This is a genomic window from Nostocoides sp. F2B08 (assembly GCF_009184895.1).
In the GTDB taxonomy this organism is placed as follows: Bacteria; Actinomycetota; Actinomycetes; order Actinomycetales; family Dermatophilaceae; genus F2B08.
Map to the genome: position 1 here is coordinate 1 of NZ_WESE01000026.1, position 3,527 is coordinate 3,527.

Annotated in this window: 3 protein-coding genes; all 3 read left to right on the forward strand. The window is 67.5% G+C overall.

Features of this window, described 5'->3' with window-relative positions; translation table 11 throughout:
• Window positions 1-1,674, forward strand: a 1,674-nt coding sequence (locus GA707_RS20520) for a tetratricopeptide repeat protein (protein WP_193315477.1), incomplete at its 5' end; no start/stop codon positions are given.
• Window positions 1,675-2,763: 1,089 nt separating this feature from the next.
• On the forward strand, window positions 2,764-2,982 hold the full coding sequence (locus tag GA707_RS21915; RefSeq protein ID WP_152180308.1) for an IS3 family transposase: 219 nt from the start codon (window positions 2,764-2,766) through the stop codon (window positions 2,980-2,982).
• 380 nt (window positions 2,983-3,362) lie between these two features.
• Window positions 3,363-3,527, forward strand: a 165-nt coding sequence (locus GA707_RS21920; RefSeq protein ID WP_370460069.1) for a trypco2 family protein, incomplete at its 3' end; no start/stop codon positions are given.

The window sequence follows — 3,527 nt, forward strand, 5'->3', positions numbered from 1 at the left end:
AAGCTCGAAAATGCGGCCGCCCCGATGCGCGCCCTCGTCGAGGTCGTAGTGGATTGGCAGCGCACCGGCATCCCCGACGTAATCACTGAAGCGCAAGCACTCGAGCTATGGGCTGCATACCTACCCCGACGCGACGCGGCCACGGTACGAGGGCTCAGCACCAAGAAGGTTAAGCACTGGCTCACAACGGTGCGTACGGAGGCGTGCAAGCCGATCCCCGGCACGGCGGCATCCCTCCTCACCAGCACTGGCACCGCGCTGCGGGCTGAGGACCTGCTGGCCCACGAGCGAACCAGCCGGGGCCTCCGAATCCGCCCGGTTGTCTGGGACGCGGCGGTTGACCACGCCCTCGATGCCCTGGACATCACACCCGACATCGTCGGCCTCGTCGGGTACAACGCCGTCACGGCTGGCCAATATGTGGTAGCCCGACGCGCCTTGCAGCCCCTCGCCGAGACCGGGAACTCCGTAGCCCAGTTCAACCTCGGGGTCCTGCTCGCCACCCGACTCGACCCGCCCGAGCTGGACCTAGCCCGACACTGGTACACCGCCGCCGCCGAAGCCGGGATCGTTGATGCTCAGTACAACCTCGGGGTCCTGCTCGGCACGCTAGACCCACCCGACCTCGAGGACGCCCGCCGCTGGTACACCGCCGCCGCCCAGGCCGGCCACCCTAGCGCCCAGATCAACCTCGGGATCCTGCTCGCCAACCAGCTCGACCCGCCCGAGCTCGACGAGGCCCAACACTGGTTCACCACCGCCGCCGAGTCCGGTGACACCAAAGCCCAAGACAACCTCGGGGTCCTCCTCGCGACTGCGCTGGACCCGCCGGAGGTTGACGTGGCCCGCCGCTGGCTGACAGCCGCCGCCGAAGCCGGCCACACCGACGCCCAGTACCACCTTGGCCTGCTGCTCACCGACCTGCTACACCCGCCCGAGCTAGATGAGGCCCGCCGCTGGTACACCGCCGCCGCCAACGCCGGCCACACCGACGCTCAGTTCAACCTAGGCATCCTCCTCGCCACTCAGCTGGACCCGCCCGAACTCGACGAAGCGCGCCGCTGGTTCACCGCCGCCGCCAGCGCCAGACACATCCCCGCTCAGTACGTCCTCGGCGCCTTGCTCCTCAGCCGGTGGGACCCCCCGCAACTCCAGGAGGCCCGCCGCTGGTTTACCGCCGCCGCCACCACTGGGCACACCGACGCCCAGTACGCCCTTGCGGGCCTGCTCACGGCCGGGCTGGACCCGCCCGAGGTCGCCGAGGCCCGCCAGTGGTACACCGCCGCCGCGGAGGCCGGCCACACCAACGCCCAGTACCATCTGGGAGCCCTGCTCATTACCGGGGTGAACCCGCCCGAGCTTGACGAGCTCCGCGAGGCGCGTCGCTGGTTCACCGCCGCGGCGAACGCCGGCCACACCGACGCCCAGTACAACCTGGGTGTCCTGTTGGCCAGCGTGCTGGATCCGCCCGAGTTCGACGAGGCCCGCCACTGGTTCACCGCCGCTGCCCAGGCCGGCAACATTCCCGCCCAGTACAACTTGGGCGTCGTGCTCGCCGCCGGCCTGGACTCGCCCGAGTTCGACGAGGCCCGCCACTGGCTGACCGCCGCCGCCGAAGCCGGCCATCCCTTGGCGCGCGAAGCATTGGAGCGGCTTCTCGGTGCCGATGAATGAATAATGTCGCCGCGGTGTCAAGTTTCGTTCCAAGGACGGAGTGGATTTGGCGACGGCACGTGTGAATAATCAGCAGCCAGCGCAACTCGTCTATCGCCGCGTAGGCATTGACGGTGTCATCCACGCGCACAATTGGCGGTCTGAGAAATCGCAGCGAACTTCGGATTTGTTCCGCGTCTGAGTTCGTAAGACAGTGGAAAAGAAATTTCCAACCAGGGCTCGACGTGGCGAGTCGGTCAGGAGGTCGGATTGGATATCGGATCAGGGCATGTCGAAGAAGACGACGACACGCAAGAAGCGGCGGGGAAGACGACGACACGCAAGAAGCGGCGGGTGTTGGCACCCCCGCAGAAGTACGAAATTTGGGTGGCGTTCCTGACCCGGCAGGCGACCCAACGGGAGGTGGCGGCCAAGCACGGTGTGGACCGCGGTGGTCGGTGAGCCGGGCCGCAAAGGGGCTCTTCACGGATGAGTGTGGGGTGAGCACGGCGCGTCGGACGTTGGGGTGAGCGGGGAACGGGGTCGAGGCCCTCGATGATCAGGGGACTCTTACCTCTCCTGACGTCAAGGACCTCGACGTCGCCGAGCCTACGTCGTGCTGCCTGGTAGCCGGCACCTGCTGCACCCGCTGTGATCTTCTGGTCGGCTTGCCTGGGTTAAGCGTGACCGCGGTGGCCCGCGACGATGATGGCGGGCTGACGGTGCGGGTGGAGTCGCCTCCAGGACCGATGGGCTGCCACGGGTGCGGGGTGCTCGCCCACGGGCACGGCCGCCTGGAGGGGCGGCTGGTCGATGCGCCGGCGTTCGGGGCCCCGGTGCGGGATCATCTGGGTCAAGCGACGCTGGCGGTGCTCCGAAGACTCGTGCCCGGTCGGTTCGTTCACCGAGCAGGACGAAGGGGTCGCGCCCCGCGGGCGAAGCTGACCAGCCGGGCCAGGTCGTGGGCGACTGTCTACAGCCGGTGTCACGATCACGCCGTCCACGTATCACGCCCCCACGAGCATTCCGGTCACCGACGCCGCGCTCGATGACGCCTACACCGCCAACGCGCTGTACACGCTGTACACGCTGTGACAGGAGAACTGGCGCGTGTATGGGGCGCGCAAGCTGCACATCGCTGCCCGGCGGGCCAGGATCTACATCAGCCGCGACCAGGTCGCCCGGCTGATGCGGCTGGCCGGGATCGCCGGCGCGTTCCGTGGACGGCACCACACCCGCACCACGGTGCGGGACGCGACGGCCCCGCGTACCCAGACCTGGTCAAGCGGGCCTGGCACGCCCCCACCGACCAGGACGAGCTGTGGGTAGCCGACTTCTCGTAATGGGAGTGCCGAAGGTGCTCGCGACACGATCGGTACCCGGCTGGTAGGGGTCGCTGAGATTTCAGCGACCCGGTCGCAGGCTTGGTGATGAGCTGCTTGCAGGTGATCACTTCTGTTGGCTTCAGCAACCCGCGAGAGGTCTGAAAGTAGACGGTGTGAGAATGCAGCGTTCGGCATCGAGCCCACGCTCGATATTGTCTCTGTCATCGGTGACCAATCTTCCTCACCAGCACCGCTGGCGTGTCGGGCCGGAACACCGTTCTCCGGACAGTCCCGTTTCAGTGGTCTGGTCATGGCCTGCTCGGGTGGGGCACTATGACAGGTGGGTCAGGTTGGTCGGTGCAATGGCTGGTAGGGAGATGCGTCATGGGTGAAGCGGGGCAGGGGTCTTCGGGGTCGGGTGCTGCGCCGTGGGGTGCGGTGTCGTTAAGTGATGCGATTGCCTCGTTGCGGGAGGAGCTGTCAACGGCGTGGGCGTCGTCGACGGGTGAGATGTTGCGGTTCCGGCCCTCTCCGGTGGAGCTGTCCTTG